At 58.8% G+C, this 26,387-nt stretch carries 16 protein-coding genes; 1 reads left to right on the top strand and 15 read right to left on the bottom strand.

The window, feature by feature from the left end:
- Positions 1-69: 69 nt before the first annotated feature.
- The 12 genes from ACA054_RS02585 to ACA054_RS02530 form a co-directional block, all read right to left on the bottom strand.
- Entirely contained in the window at positions 70-2,004 is a 1,935-nt protein-coding gene (locus ACA054_RS02585; RefSeq protein WP_497688053.1) for a methyl-accepting chemotaxis protein, read from the bottom strand.
- Positions 2,005-2,155: 151 nt separating this feature from the next.
- Entirely contained in the window at positions 2,156-3,445 is a 1,290-nt protein-coding gene (locus ACA054_RS02580) for an adenylosuccinate synthase (protein WP_497688052.1), read from the bottom strand.
- 54 nt (positions 3,446-3,499) lie between these two features.
- A complete protein-coding gene (locus tag ACA054_RS02575) occupies positions 3,500-4,687 on the bottom strand; it encodes an ATP phosphoribosyltransferase regulatory subunit (RefSeq protein ID WP_008064107.1) in 1,188 nt (395 codons plus the stop codon).
- Between the two features lie 311 nt (positions 4,688-4,998).
- On the bottom strand, positions 4,999-5,868 hold the full coding sequence (gene hflC / locus ACA054_RS02570; protein ID WP_497688051.1) for a protease modulator HflC: 870 nt from the start codon (positions 5,866-5,868) through the stop codon (positions 4,999-5,001).
- Positions 5,868-7,040, bottom strand: coding sequence for an FtsH protease activity modulator HflK (gene hflK, locus ACA054_RS02565; protein WP_020797708.1), 1,173 nt, complete (start codon positions 7,038-7,040; stop codon positions 5,868-5,870). The genes hflC and hflK overlap by 1 nt, the downstream gene beginning before the upstream one ends.
- Positions 7,041-7,136: 96 nt before the next feature.
- Entirely contained in the window at positions 7,137-8,438 is a 1,302-nt protein-coding gene (hflX, locus tag ACA054_RS02560) for a ribosome rescue GTPase HflX (RefSeq protein ID WP_497688050.1), read from the bottom strand.
- A 12-nt stretch (positions 8,439-8,450) separates the two neighbouring features.
- Complete coding sequence (gene hfq / locus ACA054_RS02555; RefSeq protein WP_007902656.1) at positions 8,451-8,711, bottom strand: RNA chaperone Hfq; 261 nt, start codon at positions 8,709-8,711, stop codon at positions 8,451-8,453.
- A gap of 94 nt (positions 8,712-8,805) precedes the next feature.
- Complete coding sequence (miaA, locus tag ACA054_RS02550) at positions 8,806-9,777, bottom strand: tRNA (adenosine(37)-N6)-dimethylallyltransferase MiaA (protein ID WP_497688049.1); 972 nt, start codon at positions 9,775-9,777, stop codon at positions 8,806-8,808.
- Positions 9,777-11,687, bottom strand: coding sequence for a DNA mismatch repair endonuclease MutL (gene mutL, locus ACA054_RS02545; protein ID WP_497688048.1), 1,911 nt, complete (start codon positions 11,685-11,687; stop codon positions 9,777-9,779). The genes miaA and mutL overlap by 1 nt, the downstream gene beginning before the upstream one ends.
- Positions 11,684-13,114 carry an N-acetylmuramoyl-L-alanine amidase gene (locus ACA054_RS02540; RefSeq protein ID WP_497688047.1) on the bottom strand — a complete coding sequence of 477 codons (1,431 nt, stop codon included), beginning with the start codon at positions 13,112-13,114 and terminating at the stop codon, positions 11,684-11,686. The genes mutL and ACA054_RS02540 overlap by 4 nt, the downstream gene beginning before the upstream one ends.
- Positions 13,115-13,585 carry a tRNA (adenosine(37)-N6)-threonylcarbamoyltransferase complex ATPase subunit type 1 TsaE gene (gene tsaE, locus ACA054_RS02535; RefSeq protein WP_497688046.1) on the bottom strand — a complete coding sequence of 157 codons (471 nt, stop codon included), beginning with the start codon at positions 13,583-13,585 and terminating at the stop codon, positions 13,115-13,117.
- Positions 13,573-15,072 carry an NAD(P)H-hydrate dehydratase gene (locus tag ACA054_RS02530; RefSeq protein ID WP_497688045.1) on the bottom strand — a complete coding sequence of 500 codons (1,500 nt, stop codon included), beginning with the start codon at positions 15,070-15,072 and terminating at the stop codon, positions 13,573-13,575. Before ACA054_RS02530 ends, tsaE begins: the two co-directional genes overlap by 13 nt.
- Positions 15,073-15,135: 63 nt before the next feature.
- Here ACA054_RS02530 and queG point away from each other — a divergent pair, with 63 nt between their 5' ends.
- Positions 15,136-16,206: a tRNA epoxyqueuosine(34) reductase QueG gene (gene queG / locus ACA054_RS02525; protein ID WP_497688044.1), complete on the top strand. Its 1,071-nt coding sequence runs from the start codon at positions 15,136-15,138 to the stop codon at positions 16,204-16,206.
- A gap of 22 nt (positions 16,207-16,228) precedes the next feature.
- On the opposite strand, the gene ACA054_RS02520 is transcribed toward queG, so the two are convergent.
- The 3 genes from ACA054_RS02520 to ACA054_RS02510 all read right to left on the bottom strand — a co-directional run bounded on the left by ACA054_RS02520 (position 16,229) and on the right by ACA054_RS02510 (position 26,321).
- On the bottom strand, positions 16,229-21,097 hold the full coding sequence (locus tag ACA054_RS02520; protein ID WP_497688043.1) for an RHS repeat domain-containing protein: 4,869 nt from the start codon (positions 21,095-21,097) through the stop codon (positions 16,229-16,231).
- 67 nt (positions 21,098-21,164) lie between these two features.
- Positions 21,165-22,139, bottom strand: a complete 975-nt coding sequence (locus tag ACA054_RS02515; RefSeq protein WP_497688042.1) for a hypothetical protein — start codon at positions 22,137-22,139, stop codon at positions 21,165-21,167.
- Positions 22,140-22,298: 159 nt separating this feature from the next.
- On the bottom strand, positions 22,299-26,321 hold the full coding sequence (locus tag ACA054_RS02510; protein WP_497688041.1) for a dermonecrotic toxin domain-containing protein: 4,023 nt from the start codon (positions 26,319-26,321) through the stop codon (positions 22,299-22,301).
- Positions 26,322-26,387 lie beyond the last annotated feature (66 nt).

Raw genomic sequence — 26,387 nt, 5'->3', positions numbered from 1 at the left:
AATTTGTGAACACCCCAGATCACGTGTGGGAGCGAGCTTGCTCGCGATGAGGCCAGCCCCGGCAACACATTACGCCCTGAACTGCCCCAGACTGGCTTTGAGCTGCGCCGCCAACCCATCCAGCACCTTGCCGCTGGCCGTGGTTTCCACCACCGCCTGGGCCGCCTTCTCGGCTTGCACATGAATGGTCTCGACCCGACCGCGCACCGCTTGGGCTCCCCGGGCCTGATGCTCGGCGGCCTGGGTCGCCAGACCGATCGCCGTGTGCACCTGTTCGACCGAAGCCTGCACCGATTGCTGCAACCGCGCACTGTCACGTAGAACCAACAGGCCTTCACTGGCCTGACGCCCGGCCTGACCGATTGCCGCCACGGCCTCGCGTGCGCCTTGCTGCAACGCCACGATATGCGCCTGAATATCGCCGGTGGAGCTTTGCGTCTTGCTCGCCAACGCGCGCACTTCATCAGCCACCACCGCAAAGCCGCGCCCGGTTTCGCCGGCGCGCGCCGCTTCAATGGCCGCGTTCAGCGCCAGCAGGTTGGTCTGCTCGGCAATCCCGTGAATCACCGTCAGCACCACCTCGATCTGCTCACTCTGTTGTGCCAGGCGCTCGATCACTTGCGCCCCGGTATCAACCTGGCCAGCCAACGCTTCAATCAGGTTGCCGACTTTCGCCGAGGTCCGGGTGTTTTCGTCGGTTGCCTGACGAATATCCACTACCTGCTTCAATGCCGCCTGCATGGCCTGGCTTTCAGACTGGGCTTCATCCGCCATTCGCGACAAGGCCCGCAGACTTTCAGCCACCTCATCGCGCTGCATGCCTGCCGCCGCATCGGCCCCCGCATTGCGCAACGTCATGGCACCGATTTCCACACCGGTACGCTGAGCGACATCACCCGCCTCGCGCACGATCGGCTGCAACTTGTCCACAAAGCGATTGACCGCCGAAGCCATATCGCCAATCTCGTCCTTGCTGTTGATCTGCACGCGCTTGGTCAGATCGCCCTCGCCCGCCGCCAGGTCATCCATGGCGACAATCAACATCTTCAGGCGGTTGACGACTCGTCGCCCGAGCACGACCGCCAGCAACAGCAGGACACCAAAGCCCACCACAGCCAGACCCACACCAATTCGCCAGCGCAGGGTTGTCGCGGCTTCCTGCACGGTATCTGTGGTATTGGCTTTCATTTCAGCGGCCGTGGACTGGGCCGATTGCAGACGTGCACGCATGGCTGCCGCGCTGTCGGCCGCCGCGCCTTTGAGGCTGTCGCCCACCAGTTGGTCGCCACTGGCAATCAACGCCGAGAAGCGCTTGTCCAATGCCGCCAGATCGGCCTCCACCGAAGCCGTCGAGACGCCCATCAAGACCTTGCCGATTTCCACGCCATTAGGATTGATCGAGGCCTCGATGTAGAAGACCGATGGATCGCTCTTCGCCGCATCCAGCACCTTGTCCAGCGCGCGCTCGCCCTGGCCTTTTTCCAGCAGGGCCTTGTTGATCGGGTTTTCCCGGTTGAGGTAACGCGTCAGATGCTGGCCCGTGGCGTCGTCATACACCACGAACAGGACGTTGGGATTGCGCTGGGCCCGACGGGCGAACTCGGACAAGGTCGGAACGTCGTTGTCCCACATCGCGCGAGGCGCCACCGAGGCCAGAAGCTGCGCCATGTCGCTGGCGGAATCCTTCAGGTCTTTTTCCAGGGTCGAACGCAACTGCGCCTGCTCGTCCTTCAGTCGCGCAGACAAGCCAGCCGTGAGGCGCTGACGCGTACTGACGGACAGGCTGTCGAGGCTCGACGTGACTTCACGTCCCGCCTGCTCGAGCTCACCGGACAGTTTTTGACTGTCCGCCCCCAGGCGCTGAGCGAGATCGGCCTCCAGTGCCGTCACGGTGCTCCGGGTCAGCGCGACCGCCACCAGCACCTGCACCAAAAGGGCGATACCAAGGGTAACGAATACGGGCCGCAACAAACGGCTTTGTAACAATGAGAGAACGGCCGACACTTGAAATCCCTCTGCATTAGCGCCATTAAATTGATGGCACGCCCGAAAGTGACGCTTTAGGCAAAGCTAATAGCAAAGGTCATGCCGTCCGACAGGCATAAACGACAAAGGCCCCTATTAAGGGGCCTTTGTGTTTTACATCAACAACTTATCAAGCGAACGGATGACGCAGTACGATGGTTTCGTTGCGGTCCGGACCCGTCGAAATAATGTCGATCGGCGCGCCGATCAGCTCTTCGACGCGTTTGATGTAAGCACGGGCGTTAGCTGGCAGCTCTTCCAGGGTTTTGGCACCCACGGTCGACTCGGTCCAGCCCGGCACTTCTTCGTACACGGGCTGCAGGCCCACGTAACTGTCAGCATCAGTCGGGGCAACAGCGTTGCCTTCTGCATCTTTGTAGCCGACGCAGATGTTGATGGTTTCCAGACCGTCGAGCACGTCCAGCTTGGTCAGGCAGATGCCCGAGATGCTGTTTACGTCGATAGCGCGACGCAGGATAACAGCGTCGAACCAGCCACAACGACGAGCACGGCCGGTAGTCGCGCCGAACTCGTGACCTTGTTTAGCCAGGTGCGCACCGACTTCGTCGAACAGCTCAGTCGGGAATGGACCCGACCCTACACGCGTGGTGTAAGCCTTGGTGATGCCCAGGATGTAGTCCAGGAACATAGGGCCAACACCCGAACCGGTAGCTACGCCGCCAGCGGTGGTGTTAGAGCTGGTCACGTACGGGTAGGTACCGTGGTCGATGTCCAGCAGGGAGCCTTGGGCGCCTTCGAACATGATGTCTTTGCCAGCGCGACGCAGGTCGTGCAACTCGGCAGTCACGTCCAGCATCAGCGGCTTGAGCAGCTGCGCATATTCTTTGCATTCGGCCAGGGTCTTGTCGAATTCGATGGCTGGCTCTTTGTAGTAACCCACCAGCATGAAGTTGTGGTAATCCACCAGTTCACGCAGTTTGTCTTCAAAGCGCGGCATGTTCAGCAGGTCGCCCACACGCAGGCCACGACGTGCAACCTTGTCTTCGTAGGCCGGGCCGATGCCGCGACCGGTGGTGCCGATCTTCAACTCGCCGCGGGCCTTTTCACGGGCCTGGTCCAGCGCTACGTGGAATGACAGGATCAGTGGGCAGGACGGGCTGATACGCAGGCGCTCGCGCACCGGTACGCCTTTTTCTTCCAGCTTGATGATCTCGCGCAGCAGGGCGTCAGGTGCAACCACCACGCCGTTGCCGATCAGGCACTGCACGCCTTCGCGCAGTACGCCCGACGGGATCAGGTGCAAGACGGTTTTTTCACCGTCGATCACCAGGGTGTGGCCAGCGTTGTGGCCACCCTGGTAGCGCACTACGGCGGCAGCATGTTCGGTCAGCAGATCAACGATCTTGCCTTTGCCCTCATCACCCCACTGGGTGCCCAGGACTACGACATTCTTACCCATAACACTTGTCCTCATTCGCGCAAACTTGGTGCCGGCGGCAGCCGGCAGGAAAACTCAAGAAGCCAGTGGCGATACTTGCCAAAGCCCGTTCTGCTGAATCAATTGCCGGTCGCAGTCCGCTTCACGGGCGGCGGCCAAAGGTTGTCCAGGCAAGGCCTGGACGACACGCTGACCCTCACTGCGCAACTGGCAAACCTGCTGCCAGAGTGCCGCATCCGTACTGTCAGGCATCCAGATACCGCCAGACGGTAGCTCGATCTCAGCACGCCCCAGGGTCACCAGGGTTTTCAAATCGGTAGAGAAGCCGGTTGCCGGACGAGCGCGACCGAAATCGGCGCCGATGTCGTCGTAACGACCGCCCTGGGCAATGGACTGGCCAACACCCGGTACGAACACCGCGAACACCACGCCGGTGTGGTAGTGGTAACCGCGTAGCTCGCCCAGGTCGAAGTACAGCGGCAGCTCCGGGAAACGCACGGACAAACGCTCGGCAATTGCCAGCAAGTCATCCAGTGCAGCCAATACCGCGGCCGGGGCCTTGGCCAGACGCTCACGCGCAGCCGCCAGCACTTCACGGCCGCCACACAGGTCGACCAACGCGCGCAGCATGCCCGACAGGTCAGCCGGCAAGCCTTCGGTCAAGGTAATGACCTCATCGATGGCTTTACGTTGCAACGCATCGAACAACTGTTGTTCAACTTCACCGGACAAACCGGCAGCGCGGGCCAACCCGCGGTAGATACCGACATGTCCCAGGTCCATGTGCACATCCGGCACATCGGCCAGTTGCAGCATGGCGAGCATCAGGCTGATGACTTCCACGTCGCTGCTCGGGCTGGCGTCGCCATACAACTCGGCGCCCAGTTGGATCGGGCTGCGCGAGGACGACAAGGCACGTGGCTGAGCATGCAGCACGCTGCCGGCGTAGCACAGACGGCTCGGGCCTTCGCGGCGTAAGGTATGCGCATCGATGCGCGCCACCTGCGGCGTGATGTCGGCACGGAACCCCATCTGCCGGCCCGATTGCGGGTCGATGACCTTGAAGGTACGCAAATCCAGGTCCTGGCCCGCGCCGGTCAGCAGGGACTCCAGGTACTCGATATGGGGAGTCACGACAAACTCGTAACCCCAGCTCTGGAACAGATCCAACACCTGACGACGCGCAACTTCAATACGCGCCGCTTCCGGTGGCAGTACTTCTTCGATGCCATCTGGCAGTAGCCAGCGGTCTACCGTTGCCATTACGCCTTCCCCTGTATCCGGGCGGTCAGCCTGTGGCCGAGCCTTGAGTGAAGCAGAAAATGATCAGCCCATGTTCATAAATCAGGCGCAGGAGCGACGAAGCGAAACGCCTGCTACCGGCTTCGCCAATCACTTTCCTCGAAAAACCTGTCGAGCATTCAGCTCGGGCACCTGCACAAAACAGCATTCAAACATGCAGACGCAAAAAAGCCGGGGATTTCCCGGCTGCCGCATCATACACACGTTTTCCCAAAGGATCACCCCGCCAGAGGTTTTAGCCGCCCGGCGGGATGAATCAGGTCAACGTTGTATCAAGGCTTGGCTTTTTCCAGGTAATGGAAGAAGTCACTGCTTGGGTCCAGGACCATGACGTCGGATTTGTTCGCGAAGCTTTCACGGTAGGCACGCAGGCTACGGTAGAACGCGTAGAACTCCTGATCCTGACCGTAAGCCTTGGAGTAGATCGAAGCGGCCTGGGCATCACCGTCACCGCGAACCTCTTCGGATTCACGATAGGCTTCAGCCAGCAGCACGCGACGTTGACGATCGGCGTCGGCACGGATGCCTTCAGCCAGCTCGTTACCCTTGGCGCGGTGCTCGCGAGCTTCACGCTCACGCTCGGTGCTCATACGCTCGAACACGCTGCGGTTCACTTCCTTCGGCAGGTCGATGGTCTTGACCCGAACATCGACAACCTCGATGCCCAGCTCCTTTTCAGCCATCTTGTTCAGCGAAGCGGTGATATCCGCCATCAGCGCATCACGCTCACCGGACACTACTTCGTGCAAGGTGCGTTTACCGAACTGGTCACGCAGGCCCGATTCGAGACGACGGGACAGACGCTCGTCGGCAATCTGCTTCAGACCGGAAGTCGCGGTGTAGAAACGCTCGGCGTCCTTCACCCGCCACTTGGCGTAGGCATCGACCATCACGGCTTTCTTTTCCAGCGTCAGGAAGCGTTGCGTCGGCGCATCGAGCGTCATCAGGCGTGCGTCAAATTTACGCACCTGGTTAACGTAAGGCACTTTCACATGCAGGCCTGGCTGAACATCGGTCTGGACCACGCGACCGAACTGCAGCAACACCGCACGCTCGGTCTGAGCCACGATGTAGAAGCAGTTCCAGGCAGCGATCGCCACGACGACGCCGACGATAAGGGCGATCAGCGATTTATTGCTCATCAGCGACTCTCCCTGGTACGTGCTTGCTGTTGCTGCAGATCAGCTGCCGCACGCGCATTCGCTTCATTGCTGGTGGCTGCCGCGCCGGTCACCTGAGTGCTGGTGCTGCGACCACTTTCGACCATTTTGTCCAGCGGCAGGTACAGCAGGTTGCTCTGGCCATTCTTGTTGCCGGTCACGAGAACCTTGCTGGTGTTGCTGAAGACTTCCTGCATGGTGTCCAGGTACAGACGCTGGCGGGTGACTTCAGGTGCCTTGCGGTACTCGGCGACCAGCTTGGTGAAGCGATCGGCCTCACCCTTGGCGCGCGAGACGGTTTCGTCACGGTAGCCATTGGCATCTTCAAGGATGCGCTGGGCCTGACCACGGGCTTCCGGCACGACGCCGTTGGCATAGGTTTCAGCCTGGTTGCGCGAACGCTGCTCGTCTTCACGGGCGCGGATCACGTCATCGAAGGCTTCCTGCACTTCACGCGGTGCCGCTGCGCTCTGTACGTTGACCTGGGTGACGGTGATACCGGTGCGATAGGTATCCATGAAGCGTTGCAGACGCTCCTTGATCTCGCTGGCCATCAATTCACGACCTTCGGTCAGCACCTGGTCCATTGCAGTGGAACCCACCACATGGCGCAGGGCGCTGTCGGTCGCGTGCTGCAAGCTGATTTCCGGCTGATCGACGCTCAGCACGAAGTCCTGCAAATTGCTGATCTTGTACTGCACGGTCAGCGGCACTTCGACGATGTTTTCGTCTTCAGTCAGCATTTGACCCTGCTTGGTGTACGCCCGCTCACGCGTCACGTTTTCCATGTACTTCTTGTCGATCGGCGGGAAGTAGATATTCAGGCCGGGGCCGACGGTTTCGTAGTACTTGCCGAAGCGCAGCACCACGGCTTGCTCCTGCTCGTCGACGACATAGACCGCGCTGTACAGCCAAACGGCCGCCAACACGACCAGGCCGATGCCCAGCAGGCCGCCGAAGCCGCCGCTCTTGCCCGAACCACCACCATCATCCCCGCGTTTCTTGCCACCACCGAACAACCCGTTCAGGCTTTCCTGCAGCTTTCGGAAGGCCTCGTCGAGATCTGGCGGTCCCTTGCGGTCGCCGTTATTACGACGCTTGCCACCCCAAGGATCCTGATTATTCGAGTTGCCACCCGGCTCATTCCAAGCCATAGCGCTCTCCATCTGATAAAGCAAAGACGCACCCACGGCGCGCCGACCAATGCTACAGAATGCCTGTCACCACGGCACAACCGCTTTCTCAGGCTTTTATTGCAAAGTGTGTTGCTCGATGAATTCCACCGGTTGCAAACCTTCGCGGCTCACCAGCCGATTCAGCTCGGCGCGTGGCAAACGAACGGCCAGCAAGCTGATGCCTTCATCGTCATGTTCTTCCTTCTGTACCGCACCGAGTTCGAAGAACTGCGCACGCAGTCGAGCAAATCGGTTCGGCAAGCGCAAGGTGCCAACAAACAAATCATCCCCAAGCAGTTCGGCCACGGCCTGCCTGAGCAGGTCCAGACCTGTACCGTCCTTGGCCGACAACCAGACCCGTTGCGGCTTGCCATCGGCATCGCGCTGGATCTGCGGCTCCACGCCCTCGAGCAAATCGAGTTTGTTATAGACCTCCAGGATCGGCAAGTCTTGAGCCCCGATCTCGCCAAGCACCACCATGACCTGTTCAATCTGGGCCATACGCTCGGGTTCATGGGAGTCGATCACATGCAGCAACAGGTCGGAATTGCTCGACTCTTCGAGCGTAGCCCGAAATGCCTCGACCAGTTTGTGCGGCAGGTGACGGATGAAGCCCACGGTGTCGGCCAGCACGATCGGCCCGAGGTCATCGAGTTCGAGTCGGCGCAGGGTCGGGTCGAGGGTGGCGAAGAGTTGGTCGGCGGCGAAAACTTCGGAATTGGTCACCGAGTTGAACAGCGTCGATTTGCCGGCGTTGGTGTAGCCCACCAGTGAAACCGTCGGTATGTCAGCCCGTTTGCGGCCACGACGCGACTGCTCGCGCTGGCTGCGGACCTTTTCCAGGCGCCCCTTGATCTGCCGCAGGCGAACCCGCAACAGACGCCGGTCGGTTTCCAGCTGGGTTTCACCCGGGCCGCGCAAGCCGATACCGCCCTTCTGCCGCTCAAGGTGAGTCCAGCCGCGAACCAGGCGCGTACTCATGTACTCAAGCTGGGCCAGTTCAACCTGGAGCTTGCCTTCATGGGTGCGGGCGCGTTGGGCGAAGATATCGAGAATCAGACCCGTGCGGTCGATCACGCGACACTCGAAGACGCGTTCGAGGTTACGTTCCTGACTGGGCGTGAGGGTGTGATTGAAAATCACCAGATCTACCTGTTCGGCTTTGACCAGGTCGCGTAACTCTTCGACCTTGCCGCTGCCAATCAGGTATTTGGCGGATGGCCGATGACGCGGCACGTTGAAAAACGCGACGGTCTCGGCGCCAGCCGAAATTGCCAGCTCCTGAAACTCCTGCGGATCTTCGCGCGCCTCAGGGTCCTGTCCATCCAAGTGAACGAGAATAGCCCGTTCACCACCACCGTGGCGCTCAAAGAACAAAGGAGACTCCTATCAGGCGTTACCTGGCTCAGCATCACCTGCTTCGGATTCGGTTGCGCTAGGCAGACGAATTGGACGAACCGGCACTACTGTAGAGATAGCGTGTTTGTAGACCATTTGGCTGACGGTGTTTTTCAGCAGGATAACGAACTGGTCGAAAGACTCGATCGTACCTTGCAGTTTGATCCCGTTGACCAGGTAGATGGACACCCCAACTTTCTCTTTACGTAAAGTATTCAAGTAAGGGTCTTGTAGCGAATGCCCTTTTGACATGTGCCGCACTCCTTTAAGGATTCAATATAAAAAAATAGGTAAACAAATGGCTTTGGCCGCCCCACCCCCAAGGATAGACGGCAATTGCAAGGACTCAGCTCAATATGGAGATGGTCCCCAGGTATTTCAAGGCGCGCGGCAGATTGTCGCAATCGAGGCTGTCCAGCCAGTGTAAATCAGCCCAACTGCGAAGCCAGGTGAACTGGCGCTTCGCCAACTGGCGCGTGGCAATGATTCCACGCTCCTGCATCTCGGCTGACGTCAGCTTGCCATCCAGGTAATCCCAGACTTGGCGGTAGCCTACCGCACGTATAGACGGCAACCCGGTATGCAGGTCACTTCTATTACGCAGGGCTACGACCTCGTCGATGAATCCCTGTTCCAACATTAATGTGAATCTTTGTTTAATTCGCTCGTGCAGTACCTGGCGATTCGCCGGAGCAATGGCCAAGTTCGCGACAGTATAGGGCAATTGTTGCCGTCCCGAAGCGGCTGCTTCAGTACTTTGCGCAGATTGTTGCAACCGTAGCGCAGTCATGCTCTGACCGCTGACACGATAAACTTCCAGCGCTCGACTCAAACGCTGAGGATCGTTCGGATGAATACGTGCCGCGGAAACCGGGTCAATCACCGCCAATTGGTCGTGCAACGCCTGCCAGCCAAGGCGTGCGGCCTCTTCCTCGATCTGCGCACGGACCTCCGGGTCGGCGGCCGGCATGTCCGCCAGGCCTTCGAGCAAAGCCTTGTAGTAGAGCATCGTGCCGCCTACCAACAGCGGAATTTTTCCGCGCGAGGTGATATCGGCCATGGCTTCGAGGGCGTCACGGCGAAAATCCGCCGCCGAATAAGCCTCGGCCGGGTCGAGAATGTCGATCAAACGGTGCGGAAACTCTGCCAGCAGCTCTTTTGAGGGCTTGGCGGTGCCGATGTCCATGCCGCGGTAGACCAGCGCCGAGTCGACACTGATCAGCTCGCAAGGCAGGACCTTGGTGAGTTCGATGGCCAGGTCGGTCTTGCCGGCGGCGGTCGGGCCCATCAGAAAAATCGCAGGGGGGAACTGGCTCATCAACGACCGCGCAAGAACAGTTTGTCCAGATCGTCCAGGCCCAATTGGGTCCAGGTCGGTCGGCCATGGTTGCATTGACCGCTGCGCTCGGTGTTTTCCATGTCACGCAGCAGACCGTTCATTTCCGGCAGGGCCAGGCGCCGATTGGCCCGGACCGCGCCGTGGCAAGCCATGGTGCCAAGCAGTTCGTTCAGGTGCGCCTGAATCCGGTCGCTGGTGCCGAACTCCATCAAGTCGGCCAGGACGTCGGCGACCAGTCGGTTGGCTTCGGCCTGCTTAAGCAGTGCCGGAATCTGCCGGATCGCAAGGGTTTCCGGGCCGAGGCGCTGCAATTCAAAGCCCAGGCGCTGGAACCAGGCGACGTGTTCCTCGGCACAATCGGCTTCACGCTGGCTGACGGCCAGGGACTCCGGCACCAGCAACGGCTGGCCGCTCAGGCCCTCGCTGGCCATCGCCACCTTCAAACGCTCATACATGATCCGCTCGTGGGCGGCGTGCATATCCACCAGCACCAGGCCTTGAGCGTTTTCCGAAAGAATGTAGATGCCCTTGAGTTGCGCCAGCGCATAGCCCAGCGGCGGAATGTCGTCCTGACCAGCTGGAAGCGCTACCGCGTTGGCCTCGGGCAACGGCGCGAAGAACTCGCGATAGGCGGCCTGTGCTTCTGCAACTGGAACCGCTGACTGCGGACGTGGGGTGTATTGATACTGATAGCCGGCGCCAGCGCCCGAACCGGCTGGCGCAGTGAACGAAGACTGGGCCTGAGGCTGCTCCAGCAGCGCATTGGCGGCCAGGCGCATTTCGCCCTGGGGTCCGAATTCACCGGCTTCAAGACCAGTTGGACGGACGATGGCCGTGGCAACCGGTGCCACCAGATGATCGTCCGGCCGCACATCGCCCAAGGCACGGTGCAAGGTGCCATAGAGGAAATCGTGAACCATGCGCCCTTCACGGAAGCGCACTTCGTGCTTGGTGGGGTGCACGTTGACGTCGACGCCCGTCGGATCGACCTCGAAAAACAGCACGAACGTCGGATGCCGGCCATTGAACAGCACGTCGCGATAAGCCTGGCGCACGGCGTGCGCCACCAGCTTGTCGCGCACGGCACGGCCATTGACGAAGAAATACTGCAAATCCGCCTGGCTGCGGTTGAAGGTTGGCAACCCGACCCAGCCCCACAGATGCAGGCCATTGCGTTCAATTTCGATCGGCAGCGCCTGCTCCAGGAAACCTGGCCCGCAGATTGCCGCCACGCGCCGGGCACGAGCCGCATCATCGTGGGCTTCGTGCAGGCTGAGGATGGTCTTGCCGTTGTGACGCAGATGAAAGGCCACGTCGAACCGCGCCAGGGCCAGGCGCCTGATGACTTCCTGCAGGTGATCGAATTCGGTTTTTTCGGTCTTGAGAAACTTGCGGCGTGCCGGGGTATTGAAGAACAGGTCGCGCACCTCGACCGAGGTGCCGACCGGATGGGCCGCAGGCTGCACCCGCGGTGCCATGTCACGGCCTTCGGTTTCGACTTGCCAGGCCTGCTCGGCATCGCGTGTACGCGAAGTCAGGGTCAGGCGCGCCACCGAACTGATCGAAGCCAGGGCCTCACCCCGAAAGCCCAGGCTCATGACCTGTTCCAGATCTTCCAGATTGCGGATCTTGCTGGTGGCGTGTCGCGCCAATGCCAGCGGCAGGTCATCGGCAGAAATGCCGCTACCATCGTCGCGCACCCGCAGCAACTTGACGCCACCCTGCTCCACATCGACATCAATGCGCCTGGCGCCGGAGTCGAGGCTGTTTTCCAGCAACTCCTTGATCACCGAAGCCGGACGCTCAACCACCTCGCCGGCAGCGATCTGGTTCGCCAGTCGCGGGCTGAGCAGCTCGATGCGAGCGCTGTTGTTCACGACCTGATTCATTCCTTGGCCGCCAGTTCAGTGCCCGGGATGGTCAGGTGCTGACCGATCTTGAGCTCATCGCTCGACAGGTTGTTGGCGTTGCGCAGGGTCGCTGGCGACACCTGATAACGCACTGCGATCATCGCCAGCGTCTCGCCCGGGTTGACCCGATGGTCACGCGGGCCTTGAGCGATTTTTCCGGAATCACGCAGCCAGGCAACGTAAGTGCCCGGTGGTGGGTTCTGCTGGAAGAACTGGCGCACGCCGCTGCTGATAGATCGCGCCAGCGCCTGCTGGTGGCTCGACGCGGCCAGCTTCGAGGCTTCGTTGGCGTTGGAGATAAACCCGGTTTCGACCAGGATCGACGGAATGTCCGGCGACTTCAGCACCATGAACCCGGCCTGCTCTACCCGCTGCTTGTGCAGGGGCGTGACCCGGCCGATGTTGCTCAACACTTTCTGGCCAACGTTCAGGCTGGAAGTCAGGGACGCGGTCATCGACAAATCGAGCAATACACCCGCCAGCATGCGGTCCTTGTCGTCAAGGCTGACGTTGCCGGCACCACCGATCAGGTCGGAACGGTTTTCACTGTCGGCCAGCCAGCGCGCGGTTTCCGAGGTGGCACCGCGATCGGACAGGGCGAACACCGAGGCACCGAACGCCGCGGTAGAAGGCGCGGCGTCGGCGTGAATCGAGACGAACAGGTCGGCGCCTTTCTTGCGGGCAATTTCCGTACGGCCGCGCAGGGGAATGAAGTAGTCACCGGTGCGGGTCAGTTCGGCGCGGAAGCCTTTCATGCCATTGACCTGGCGTTGCGTTTCGCGGGCGATCTGCAGCACCACGTCCTTCTCGCGCTGACCCCGGGAGCCGGAGGCGCCCGGATCTTCGCCACCGTGACCGGCATCGATCACTACAATGATGTCGCGCTTGCCGGCCGGTGCTGGCGGCAGCTTGATCGAAGGTTCGGAAGGCGTGACCGGAACGGCCGGTACCGTGGCCACCGATGGCGTCGGCGCTGGGGGCGGCGCGGCATCGGCCGGGTTATCGAACAGATCGACCACCAGTCGATTGCCATACTGGGCGTTGGGCGCCAGGGAGAAGCTTTTTGGCGTCACGGCCTTTTTCAGGTCGATGACCACCCGCAGGTCAGTCGGCGTGCGTTGGGCCGAGCGCATTGCGGTGATCGGAGTGTTGGAAGAGTTGACGTTCAGTGGCGCGCCAAGCGAGGCGCCGTTGATGTCGATCACCAGGCGATCCGGGGACGTCAGGGTAAAGACGCTGTGCTGCACCGGCCCTGTCAGGTCAAACACCAGCCGAGTGTTGTCCGGCGCCCGCCACAGGCGAACGCTGCTGACCTTCGTCTCGGCCACAGCGTCGACGGTCACCGCCAGAAACAACACCCCTACGGCAGCAACCAACGCGCGAAAGCGCATACCTAACCCCATCATCTATTTGGATTCCAATGCCAAAGCGGCACACCAGGCCTCGCCACGCGAGCCCCTGGGTAAAATTTTCAGCGAACGCCCGCTGTCTTGCGGGCTAATGGTAATGGTCAGGTCGGGCTTTGGCAAAAAGCCTGCACCTTTATCGGGCCATTCGATCAGGCACAGGGCATCGTCTTCGAAATAGTCGCGGATGCCGAGAAACTCCAGCTCCTCCGGATCGACCAGGCGATACAGGTCGAAATGGAAGGCGCGAATGTCGCCGATCTCGTAGGGCTCGACCAGGGTGAAGGTCGGGCTTTTGACCGCCCCGACATGCCCCAGGCCACGGATGATACCCCGGGACAATGTGGTTTTCCCCATTCCAAGATTACCTTCAAGGAAGATCAGGCCATGCCCCTCGGTGACACGGGCGATACGTGCGCCAAAGTCGCTCATGGCCTGCTCATCGGCCAGGTACAGGGTTACTTCAGACACGGTGCTTGCTCCTCCAACAACTGACGAATGGCTGGTATCAGATCACTGGCCGCCAGCCCACGGCCCGATTTACCTAGTTGCGCGCCGGCATTGGCGTGCAGCCACACGGCGAGGCAGGCCGCGTCGAACGCGTCCATGCCCTGGGCCAGCAACGCGCCGACCAGACCGGCGAGCACATCGCCCAGACCGGCGGCGGCCATGGCCGGATGGCCCTGATGACACACCGCCAGGCGGCCATCCGGGCTGGCGACCAGGCTGCCCGCGCCTTTCAAAATCACTACAGCTGTGTATTTTTTGCTCAATGAGTGTGCCGCAGCCGGTCGATCAGCCTGCACTTGGGCCGTGGATATTCCCAGCAACCGCGCCGCTTCGCCCGGATGCGGCGTGATCACGCAGTCCTTGGGCAGGTTCACGAGCTCGTCAGCCAGCATATTCAACGCATCGGCGTCCCAGACTTGTGGAAGCGGCGCATTGGCCGCCGTCGACAGCAGACTGCGTCCCCACGAAGCCTGCCCCAAGCCCGGACCGACCACCAGCACGGAAACCTTTTGCAGCAAACCCATCAGTTGATTCGCCGACGAAGTGCCCAGCACCATCGCTTCGGGAATTCTGGCCAGTGCGGCCGGCACATGCTCGCAGCGAGTGGCCACCGACACCATGCCAGCGCCACTGCGCAGTGCACTTTGCGCACTCAACAGAATCGCGCCGCCAAAACCGCGGTCACCGCCGATCAGCAAGACATGGCCGAATTTGCCTTTATGGGCCGTCGGCGCACGCCCCGCCAGACGCGGCAAGTTACCGGCCGTCAGACGACGAGCACTGATGGCGATGCCGCACAGCGACTCAGGGGATGCCTGCAGATCATTGAAAACCCACTCGCCAACCACGTCTGCCGCGTCACCCGTGAACAGGCCCAGCTTCAAGCCAATGAAGGTCACGGTCAGATCAGCCCGGACAGCCGCGCCGAGCACTCGCCCCGTATCCGCACAAAGACCCGAAGGAATATCCACCGCCGCAACCGCCAGGCCACTGGCATTGATTGCTGCGATGACGCTGGCATAAGGCTCTCGCACCTCGCCTGTCAGACCGGTGCCGAGCAAGGCGTCCAACACAACGCCACGCAACTCCGACTGCGCACTCCAGGCTTGAATCGCGACACCTTCGGACAAAGCCTCGGCGTGGGCCAACCCGGCATCGCCCTGCAAACGTTGGGGATCACCGACCGCCAACACGCGCACATGCCAGCCGGCACGCCTGGCCAATACCGCGACCAGATAACCATCACCGGCGTTGTTGCCGTGACCGGCGACCACCGTCAGTTCGTTGGCTGTCGGCCAGTGCCGGACCAACGCACGCCAGGTCGCCCGCGCCGCCCGCTGCATCAATTCGAAGCCCGACGTACCGGCCGCAATCAGGCTCGCATCGAGGGCTCGCACTTGCGCGGCGCTGTACAGCGCGTCGGGTAAATCATCTTTAGTCTGCGGCATGCGTCTTCGGGCTCCGATGTCTGGCAGAATTATACGCACCTCAGCTCCGGTTTCTCTCGCCTCATGCCCGCAATTACCACAGACCTGCCCGCCCTCGCCCAATCCATCAAGGAATGGGGCCGCGAGCTGGGCTTTCAGCAAGTCGGCATCAGTGGCCTGGACCTGGCCGAGCATGAGCAGCACCTGGAGCGCTGGCTCGCCGCCGGCTACCACGGTGAAATGGACTACATGGGCGCCCATGGCAGCAAGCGCTCGCACCCTGAAGAACTCGTCCCCGGCACCTTGCGCGTGGTTTCCCTGCGCATGGACTACCTGCCCGGCGACACCGAAATGGCCAAACGCCTGGCCCAACCTGCAAAAGCCTACGTCTCGCGTTATGCATTGGGCCGCGATTACCACAAATTGATCCGTAAACGCGTGCAACAACTGGCAGAAAAGATTCAGGCCGTCATCGGCCCGTTCGGCTACCGCGCCTTCGTCGACAGCGCGCCAGTGCTGGAAAAGGCCATCGCGGAACAGGCCGGCCTTGGATGGATCGGCAAAAATACGCTGGTCTTGAATCGCAAGGCCGGCAGTTATTTCTTCCTCAGCGAGCTGTTTGTTGATCTGCCGCTGCCGGTCGACCCGCCCCACAGCACCGAACATTGCGGGCGCTGCACCGCGTGCCTGGACATCTGCCCGACCAACGCGTTTGTCGGCCCCTACGTGCTGGACGCCCGACGCTGCATCTCTTACCTGACCATCGAACTGAAAAGCGCGATTCCCGAAGACTTGCGACCATTGATCGGCAATCGGGTGTTCGGATGCGATGACTGTCAGATTGTCTGCCCGTGGAACCGCTTCGCCCGTCCGTCCGGCGAAAGCGACTTCAAGCCACGGCATAACCTGGACAACGCTGAACTGGCCGAGTTGTTCATGTGGGATGAAGACCGGTTTTTGAGCAGCACCGAAGGTTCGCCGCTGCGCCGAGCGGGTTATGAGCGCTGGTTGCGCAATCTGGCGGTGGGCCTGGGGAATGCGCCTTCAACGATTCCGGTATTGGAAGCGTTGAAGGCGCGACGGGAATACCCGTCGGAGTTGGTGAGGGAGCATGTGGAGTGGGCGCTTCGTCAGCATGCTCTGCGCCAGGTGTAACCCGACATCTCGATTCTCCGCTTTACCACTCCGGATCGTGCCCCCCGATCTGCTTGATGACCACCCTCATTTCTGTTCTGTATTCCAGGAAAAAAACCCTGTCGAATCCACCCAGACGGGCATGAATATGATCGGGCACGGAGAGTAGAATCGGGACCTCATTGGTTTTTTTGGCGGCATTCGTGGCAGCCTGGTTACTCGCTTTTAACTCGCTGACAAGCCTGTTATATCCGCTGTAACCCGGGTAAGGATCGTAACTGTTGCCCAAATGCGCTTTGGCTGACTCATAGGGGCTCAAGCCTCCCTCTATCCCCTCCTTGAAAGCGGTGTACTTGCCACGTGCAACATTCCCGGGCCTCCCGTTCGGCGTGAAGTCGTTTTTGCCGATATCCTCAATCAGTGTCCATTTTTCCGGCCGCGCTGCCTGCTCAGAGGTCGAAGGTGCTTGCGTCGCTTTGCCAGCACCTCTCCCGCCTCTCGCACCTCTGGCTGTGCGCCCGCCACCCCCACCGGCAAGCGCTCCTGGTCGATAGCCAAATTGAGAAACTTTGGTGGGCCCGGAGGTGAGGGCTCTGCCTCCCCACTGAGTGAATGCCTTGCTCGCAGCCAGCCCACCCGCAGCCATGGATCCCAACCCCAATACCGTACTGACCCAGCCCAAAACCTCACCAGCTATGGAACCAGGCATCATCTCGGAGGCAACAATTCCAGCGATTCCGGTCAGGCCGGAAGCCATTCCCAACCCGAGTCCGAGCAGGGCAAGCGGGGTGGCAGCGCCAAAGGAGACAAAGCTGGCTACTATCCCGATGATTGACAGGCCAATACCGAGAACGCTCTGCCAGGAAAAATGCCCGGTAGGATCGACCCGATTGACGGGATCGCCCAGGCAATACGCGTAAGGATTTAATCCACCGGCGCCAAAAGGACTCAAGCTGTCTGGACAATGAAAGCGCATCAGAGCCGGACTGTAAGCCCGATAACCGTTACCCAGCAGATACAAACCTGTAAGCGGGTCAAACGCTTCGCCGTTAAAGCCAGCCAGACTGAACAACCCGCTTTCGGCCGGACAATGACCGTATGGGCTGTAAGCAATAGCGGAGTAATGATCCCCGTTGACTTCGCTCAATACCGTCTGTTGCTGATCGGTGCCCGACAATCTGACGCCGGCGTGTTGCCCCGATTGATGCTGCCCCAACAGAATCCCCGCCTGGCGCACGCAAGTTGTCGTGTCATTGCCGCTTACATCATTCGCAACCCGCCCTGCGCGATAATAGCGCTGAGTGGACGGCGCCTGCGGCGATGATAACTCGACCAATTGATCCAGGGCGTCGTACCCATAACCGCGCAAGACGGCCCCGCCCGCGCCCGCAACCTGCGTCAATCGCCCCAGCGCGTCGTAAGTGAACGTGCGTGACTGTTCATCCCGGATCAACTGACCAGCAGCGTCATACTGCAGGGTCACGGGAGCCGGATAGTCTGCATGGCTATGCCGAATGCTGACCAACCGGGTCGGATCGACAGGGCTGTAGGCGTACGTGGCCCGGTTCTTTGCGCCGGGAAATTCGGTTTCCAGCGTCAGAATATTGTCCAGCTCATCGAATACGAAGGTTTGCTTGATGATCTCCTTGCCCTGGAAGTCTCGGGGCTTGTGCGTTCCGACACAGAGATATTCCGTGAGTCGACCCCGTGCGTCGTAGCTGAACGTCTCATCGCGAGCGACCTGAAGGCCATTCTTCAGCGTTCTTTGCGCCAATTTGCTGGCCGGTGTGTAGCGTGACATCAACGTTTGCCGAACCGCCCCTTTCACCTCAAAACTGCGCGACACCTCACGTCCCAGATCGTCATAAACCAGGTGGGTGGTCAAGGCGCTGCCGCTGACAAGATCTTGTGCATGGATGGAACTGAGCTGGTCCAGAGCGTTGTAGGTGAAATCGGCTTTTACCCGGTTCTGCTCAACCGATTTCGGGCGCCCCAGATCGTCGTAAGTCGTCTTGTGCTGATTACCAAGCACATCGGTGCAGACAAGTGGACGCCCGGCCAGCGAGTAGCCGTACTCGTTAGTCCGCGTTGTGCCGCCCTGAGTCGACGATTCTCGCCTGAGTTTGCCGCTGCGGCTGTACTCGAAATGAGACTCCCGGCCTTGCTCGCTGCAGCGGGTCAGCCCACCGTGCCTGGAATCATAGGAGTAATTGGCCTGTATTCCCGAGCCCGGTGTTGACGACGCCTCGACCCCCAATGTCTGACGTCGAATAACCTTGCCGCCAAGGTTGGGCTCATAGCTGTACCGGACACGCTCGCCACTGGGCCGGCACTCGACAGATGGACGTTTCGAGCCAGCCTCGTACAACAAGCCGGTTTTTCGTCCGCCCACTTCGCTTTGAGTCAAACGGGAGAGACCGTCGAAGACCTGTTGACCCAGGCTGTGTGTGCCCACTTTGACTTCGATGGGCAGCTGCATGTGGCTGTGGGTCGCGTACTGGGTTTGCACAGTGGTGCCGTCTGGCAACACGCTGCGGCTCAAACGACCAAAAACATCATACGCGTAGGTTGTCTTGTTTCCTTGCGGATCGGTCTGACTGACCGCGCGGCCCAGACCATCATAGACGTGCGTCGTCTTGCCCAGGCTTTGCCCGGCACGATCGAATACTTCAACGCTGACAGGCTTGTCGAAATCATTGAAAAGCGTAATCGTCTTGCCGGCACCTTCCGTCCAGTGCGATTCCTGCCGGGAGACTGGATCGTTGGTGACGTGTTGCCGACGGCCGCTCTGGGAAACCGTGGTCACCACCTGACCCCAGTCATCAAAGATGAAACTCTGCTTGAGGGGCAATGCGGCGCCCGCCAGCCAATCGGTGTAAGTCTCTCCCACCAGTTGGCCAATCGAATCGTACTGTGCCGAATAGACCTCTCGCAGCGGGCCATCTGCCGCGAGATCGCTGTCCTGCTCCTCGATTTTTACGACGCGCCCCATGCCGTCATAGGTTGCCCGCTGCCGCACACCACTGGCATCCGTATTACGCAGTGTCGCGGGCAAATCCGCAGTGGCGGCCGTGTAGTTCGAGTGTCGTCGCGCCTCGAACAGGGTTCCCGGCGCGATGGTTTCAGTCAGGGGCCGACCCACTGCGTCATAATCGAAACGAGAGGTAACGCCCTCCTCGTTCTTACACGACAACAGTGCCCCGCTCAACGCCGAGTAAGTGCGTGATTCTGTCATACTGCTGCCATCGAATCCGGTCAACGTCGTTCGCACGCGCCGGATCGCCCCTCGGAGTGTGTAGGAGAATTCACAAAGGGTGGAATGGCCTTGCCGGGTAAGGGTTTGCTTCCTCAACTGACTGTGACGATGAGGTTCTGCGGGCACATCGAAGTAGTGCAAATCCGTTTGCAGGCACAACGTATCGCCCTGCGCTGTCCGCTCATAGAACAGCTCTGCTACAGGCACGACATTCTGTACCGAGCTGCCGATCAGCCCGCCGAACAGTTGGTAGCGATAGTGCGTAACGGTCGTCGGAGCCGGTGCCAGCCCTGGAGCCGGATAGACAGTCCGCTGTTTCTCGAATCGCACAAACCCCAAAGGATCGGCAGGGCAGCCTTCGGCACCGGACGCACTAAAAAAATCACTGACGGTTGTCACACCATTGGGGGCGACTTGCTTGAGCACATTGCCGGCGTCATCAAATTCCGTCCGAGTCACCTCCTCTCGCTGTTTTCCGGTTTGTTCATTCTTGTAAAGGCGGGTCTGTAACAAAGGCAGACGAAACTGTGGCGGTTGCTCGTCAATACCCTTGCCGGGCAAGAGATGATACTGCGTCGTGAGTGAATCTGTGGCTTGCCCGCACCGGGTAACCTGCGAAAGCAGCAGATGGTATTTGTTGTAGGTCCGCACCGTACTGCGGTGGACATCCGCACCGATTACCAGGTTTTCAGTCGACGTATAGCAGTAGTCATCCTGTGCCGCAGACAGACTGTCCAGCTCGTCCGACCAACGTCCCCCCCCGTTGAAACCCAAGAAATTCTGGTCGGAAAACTCGTACTCCGTAACGATGGCCGGCTGATCCAACCCAGGAAATAACGAATGCGAAATCACGTAAGGTATCGCCGCGGCAGGCGCCGCCGGCGGAAGAGAGTGCCCGGTTTGTGAGTATTGAATCAGTTCACGTGCCCCCATTGCCGAACTGACCTCAGTCAGGCAAACCAGCCCACCTTGTTCCTCATAGGCAAAGAACCATTGCTCTCCTGTCGGAAGCTGAATTTCGGAAATCCGACCATTGCCAAGCGTCAAAGTGAATTGGGACTCGCAAACCGTATTCGGGTATCGCGTAACGAGGACCTGAGCGTCATCGTAAGTAATGCTCAGCAAAGACCGCTCGGCGTCTTTGACGCCAACCAGTCTCGGCACGCCCTGGTAAGAAGCGTAGTCCAGCAAAAGGCTTGCTCCATTGGCCGCCACCATTCGCCTGGGCACAGCGAAATCACCGCCGTCGAATGTCTCAAGCTCTTCTCGCAATCCACTTTTGTGAATCAATTGGTAATGGCCAGAATCACGGCTGACTACTTTGAAATTTTCCACATGGGGTTCGGGAAACTTGAGCCCCCCACTCACCGGTTTCGCTTTGTAGCTGTCGCCACTCGACAATGACAATGTATTGCTCAACAGATCGTAACGAGACAATGGCAACAACCACCCTGCACCCAAGCCCGCGTCAAGAGTATTAAGAGGGCTGAACTGCAAATTGATATCAAGCGATGGCCCGTTCAGGGCCACTGAATGAATTCCGCCTAGACACAAGGTGAACGTGTACAGGCCGGTCCGTGGATCCACCCCGCCGCTCAGGAATTCTTCAAAATTAAAAGCATTAGAATAGATCGACGCACTCGCTTTCTCGGACATATAACCTTCCTTGCTGGTATTTGCCATCCCTGGCAAACGTCAAAGTCTTTAGACCGTTGAATTGCGCTCAGGCCTTTTCAAGAAAGAAAGCGCCTGGCAAAACAGAGTTATCAAAGCGCAAACACAAATTGTGCCCCGTTCCGTAGATATCGAAAGCAGTGAAATAAAAAGTATCCCTCTTATTATAAGTATTATCCGTAAACTCCAGACCCACACCCTGAACGATGGACAGTGCTCCCTTTCGATCATTCACCGGAACAAAATATACTCGAGCCCCACGAAAGTACTGCTCAGGCGGAAGCACGACACCAACTTCCTTATCATTAACGCCTGCAATACAGCAGACGGACCGCCACCAGTTGGGGCTGTCTACATAATATCCGTACGCATCGAACACCCACCACGTCCCAGACATTACCCCTTGTTCAGCGTATATTTTTTCGCTCCAATCAATCAACCTGATCTGACGCCCATCGACATTCAAGCTCAAATAAAAATGTGTAAGCGTACAATCAGGCACAGGATGATTAACCACCGCATCCAGGCGAAATTTTGAAATCTCGTAAACCACCGGAACGTCTGCTTCAACACTGACACTGCTGTCAAACTTATACCTGACTGTTTTATTATTCGACCGGATCAGCTTGTCGTTAAAAATCACCGCTGCTCCAATCTGGATATCTGTCGCGACAGCACTGGACACCCAAAAATGTCTGATCCGTGTGTAGGGATCTGGATTTACTCCTTCCCCATCGGCCGAAACACCATACAGGGCTTGCGTAAACTTGTTGGGCCGTTCATCTGCCCGCCAACCATCCGACAGCAATTGTCCTGTCTTGTAATTGATCAGCCTTACATTGTTAAAAATTTTGGATGACATAATGGCAGGCCGACCATCACTATCTACCGCAGCAAGAATAACTTGCACCCGCACTTGCATCTTGCCGTTGGCATAAATCTTTTTGGTCGTGGTTGCGGCAGCCCCATCAAACTGCACTTTGAACGTCGACAACCGCACAGGATCCGCGCTTTCTCCAGCCATAACTTTATCTCGCCTATAGAATATCGGTAATGTTTTCGCAACGCTGGTGAACCCTTCCAGAATCAAGGTTAACCTTTGGCACGAGAAAACTACAATATCGACCTATAAAGTTGTACACAGAAAAAGATTCAACATATGTAGCAAGCGTCAAAAACCGGACTATTCTCCATCGTTTTCTTCGTCGCTACCTAGAGCACTGTCTGTGGAAGCACTTTCAATATCATCATCACTCTCTTCAACTTCCGGAAGCCCATCCCGTCTAATTGATACTTTTAGATCCAAGCCCGCATTATTCAGATACTGGCGTATTCGAAGAAGACTTTCCGGACTTAACGGGTTACCTCTAAAGTCAAAATCAACCGTGCGAGTCACGGACACATCAAAAATATCCTCTGGCACTTCGACTATTTTATTAAGTGTCAGATCGGCTCTCGATAAATATTCAAGTTCAAACAGTCCGGGCGGCACTTCAGTCAAACCGGTGTTATGCAGATACAAATCACGCATGCCTTTCATGAAACCCACGTGCGGGCTCAACCCCAATGGATTGTCATTCAAACTCAATAGCTGCAGCCCTTCTATTCGAGACAAGCCTTCGGCCGTGGCATCGGAAAGCCGCAGAGCGCAATCGTTGAGCGTCAGCGAGACCAGGTCGCGCATCTGATAAATCTCTGAAGGGAAACTATCCAGCTGAATGCCCTCCAACGTGAGAAACTGCATTGCGCTAAAACTTCTGAAAAAGCCATGCCCCCGTAAAGGTTGAGTGCGGCTGCCCAGCACCAACTCAGTCACGTGTCCAAAGTCGGCCGTCAGTTCGGGCAACTCCCCCATGATGTCGAGATACAAATAAAAATGGTGAGGCTGATAAGGGCTGGCCGGCGTCTGGCGGCGAGACCAGCTGGCTTTGAGTTCCTCCATGAAAGCCTGTCTTTTGAGACGTTGTTGCGCAACGGTCCTGGCATCCAATAACACACCTGTCAGTGGATGGTGGGAGGGCACCTCTTTGACCCACACCTCCAACTCATTGACCAACGTCACGTACTCATTCTCCAGACGGGCAACGGCCAACACCGGTTCCCCGATCAATCGTTCGCTGCGCAACGTCGCCATTTCCTCCTCGGAGAGCGTCGGGTAAAGCGCTTGAAGCCGTTGCTCTACGGAACGCGCCGGCTCCGGTACAAAATCGCCACCGCCCAACAGATAGCCGGAACGCCCCACGGCAAGCCCCATGGGCGAACGAGCATCCGCCTCCAAAGGCGGCTGTCCCAGCAACACCCTGGCTTGCGAGCGGGGCATCAGCGTTTGTTGCCTGATCGCCTCCCGGAGCCCCGCGCCTTGCCCGACATGGGGCAAACCCAACGCCTGGCGTTGGGCATCGGGAAGGGCGTGCTGGACGGCGCCATAGAGATCGTCGAGTGTGTGCAACTCCTCGCCGAAGCTATCAAACGCCTGGTACTGGCCATTCTGCCTGACCAGGACCTTGCGAATCGTGGCATCGGGGCGACCGATACTGTCCAGCAATGCGCCGCCAAAGTCGCCGTCACGCACTTCGATGCGCACATCTCGCGACCAGCCGTTCAGGTTTTCGAGCATATGCAGCGCCAACCTGTCGGTATCCGGATGGGTGCTCGCCTCCAGATAAAGCCCTTCGCACGCCCTGCTGACACGTACCTCTCGCAGATAGAACAGCGCTTCGTGCGCCATTCGCCGGGTGACTCCCGGGTTGTGTTGCATGTGCAGACGATCGGCAGCCCCTGTATTGCGCCATAATTCTTCAGCGATGGTTTTAGGCAGATCAGGAAAGATTCGACGCATCTGCCGGATGTTTTCATCGCTGCTCAGTTCAAAGACGCCTTCACTTGCCTTGAACAAGCTGGCGCGACTTTCCTGAGCCCAACCCGCGATTCTGAGGCGTAACCGGGCGGCCCGCACATCGATCCCTGGTAATGAATCGCCAAACGCCGGGCTTGCACCCAGAAGGTTTTTAAGCTGCGCATCCTCAAGTGTTTCAACCATGCCTTGAACGAGATTGCCGCTGCGTAGCTGGCTTTCCTGCACGCTGATGCCCTGAGCCCGCAGCAGTTGCGCCTGTATTTGCGGATCGGCCTTTATGTACACCAGCGGATCGGCGCTTTGCATGTACGCGATGAACGCCTGTATCTGCTGATCGAGCTTGAATCGCCTGATGGTGTCTTCGAGCAAGGCCGGCGGGCGCCGGGCATGAACGTGCAGGTCGCGCAGCACCGCCTCATCGATGCCGCTCACCGCCATAATGCGTCCAGCCGTGACATCGGAGAACTCGGCCACTGAATGCCCCAGGCGTCGGAACAGTTGCGCGCGTCGCCACTCCATGGGGCGTTCAACCTCATGCGCCCATGCTCCTGCGCCATTGTGAGTAAGCTGAGGTTTGTAGGCATCCGGCCTTTGCGGGTGGCGAATGCGATAGACATCCCCATCAGTCTCGGGCACAACTTCATAGGCTTTTTCATCCAGAAGCAGCACTCTCGCGCCCTGATGCCGATGCAAACCGAGCTCGTCAGCCCGGGAGTCGGCCGGCAAGCGCAGCGCACGCTCATAAACACTCAGATCGGTATTCCACAATCGTTGCCGGCCCGCGCCGATATCAACGATTTTCAGACTTTTGACGAAGGCTCCGGACTCAACGGAGAGCAGTTTGCCAGCGACCAGACCGCCCACGGCAAACGCGCCCAACTGGGCAACCGTTTCAGCAAGGGACAGCAAATGCGCCGACGCTTCGATCAACTGCCCTTCGGCCCAATCGAGGATGCCGGTAAACGTGTCGTCCAGCAGTTGATACACGGTATAGGCCAACATCAGTTCGCCCAGAAACGGCACGAACGGGATCGCCACCAGCGCCGCGACCTCCGTTACGACGGTGGCGACCTTTTGCAGGCTGTCCCATTGCTCCCAACGCGACTTGCGGTCCTCGTCCGCGGTAGACACGGCCATGACGCGCGCGTCATTGAGGATCTGGTTCAGCCTGGATTGATATGACCACGTCCACAGATCCGGATCCACACGCTGTGTATGCATCCTGAGGTTGGGACGCGCATCGGGGTCTGCGCGCCAGGCAGGACGCAGGTCGCCGGGTTGCACGGGGTGCCAACGCACGGCGTTGAGCAGATTGAGCAGCGTGGCGAAAAAGACACCTCGCTGGTCGTGAGCGACAAATCGGGCAAAAAAACGCTGGTAATCGATAGAGCGCAATTGGCGGGTCAGTTCGTCCACGAATTCGCGGCTGGAGGCATAGGTTTTAAGCGGATGCTCAGGGTCATCAGGGATGTAGGCAATCACCTGTTCGACTTCGCGAGAATGCTCCGGATCCGCCGAGAACAGCACGATGCCGGTCAACGTCGCTCCCAGGATGCTCAACTGATACAAACGCAGCGCTTTTGCCCCAGGCATCGGTGTTTTTTGCTCTGTGAGCAGGTTTAGCAACAGTGTCTGTTCAGCTTGCCGAATGTCACCTTTCATTCGAGCCAGGAGTGTCGACACCCTGAATCGATCCTGCTGACTGGCGATGACCTGGTGCGCCAGCATCGCCTTGGCCGCAGCGTCCTTCGGCAGTAAACGCTCTTCAAGTTGCTGTTTGTAACGCCCTCCGATATCCAGTCTTCGGCACAACGAGGCAAATGCCTGCACAGACAAGCGACTTTTAATCGGCAGGATATCGAACTGTCCGGTTGCACCGGGTTCAGTGATAAAACAGGAAGCACTGTCAAAGTAACGCGCCTGCGTTTCCTTCATTTCGAAGTTATGCAGCGCGGCATCCAGAAGCGGAATCGTTGTTACTTCATAGCGCACGGGAAAATCTTTGGGAACGTAGAGTCGCAGGTACGTTTTCCTGACATCCAGTTCAAGCCCGAACTGACTTTTCAAGGCCTGAGTCAGCAACGGCTCGGCAAATGCGCGAACGTCGGCAAGGTCTTCAAGCAGGCGGTCCACCTGGGTTTGCGAAACCCAGCTACGTTGAGTCGCCTGCTTCAAGGCCTCATGACTGGCGGCGGATGCCGAGCGGTACCAGTCAGGAAATATAACCCCGGCGTCTTTCAATGCCTGGCGTCTTTCGACAGGTGCATGAATCAACCAGTCGGGAACCGACTTTATTATGAACGTTTGATGCGCGTCGGGTTGCGCGTTTTTCGAGTTTGAATCAGACATGCAAGTAACCTTTTCAAACAGTGGAAAACCACAGCTTATTTAATTACTCACCTGACAAACGCTACA

This window comes from Pseudomonas sp. LBUM1653 (genome assembly GCF_059716115.1).
The sequence above is the reverse complement of the archived record's forward strand: the minus strand, read 5'-3'. Positions and strand labels throughout refer to the sequence as shown.